Annotated in this window: 1 tRNA gene; it reads right to left on the reverse strand. The window is 45.3% G+C overall.

The annotated features are described in order from the left end of the window. Positions 1-201 precede the first annotated feature (201 nt). Positions 202-277 (reverse strand) — tRNA-Glu (locus H5116_RS20150). Positions 278-320 lie beyond the last annotated feature (43 nt).

Raw genomic sequence — 320 nt, forward strand, 5'->3', positions numbered from 1 at the left:
GGCCTCTAGACGATGGGGACACATAAATGTGTCACTAGGACAACTGAATTTTTAGACTCGTTTCAGGCGAGCTTTCTTAATAACACTACACTTCCCTATTAAAATAAGTAAGTGGCGTCCCCAAGCGATTAGTACTCTTGATAACGTCGTGCATAGAGAGTGCGGTGTCACACTGCTTTACACAATACTTAAAATAGTAAGTGGCGTCCCCAAGGGGATTCGAACCCCTGTTACCGCCGTGAAAGGGCGGTGTCCTAGGCCTCTAGACGATGGGGACACATAAATGTGTCACTAGGACAACTGAATTTTTAGACTCGTTT

It is taken from the genome of Pseudoalteromonas sp. SG45-2 (assembly GCF_014164115.1).
Taxonomy (GTDB): Bacteria; Pseudomonadota; Gammaproteobacteria; order Enterobacterales; family Alteromonadaceae; genus Pseudoalteromonas; species Pseudoalteromonas distincta.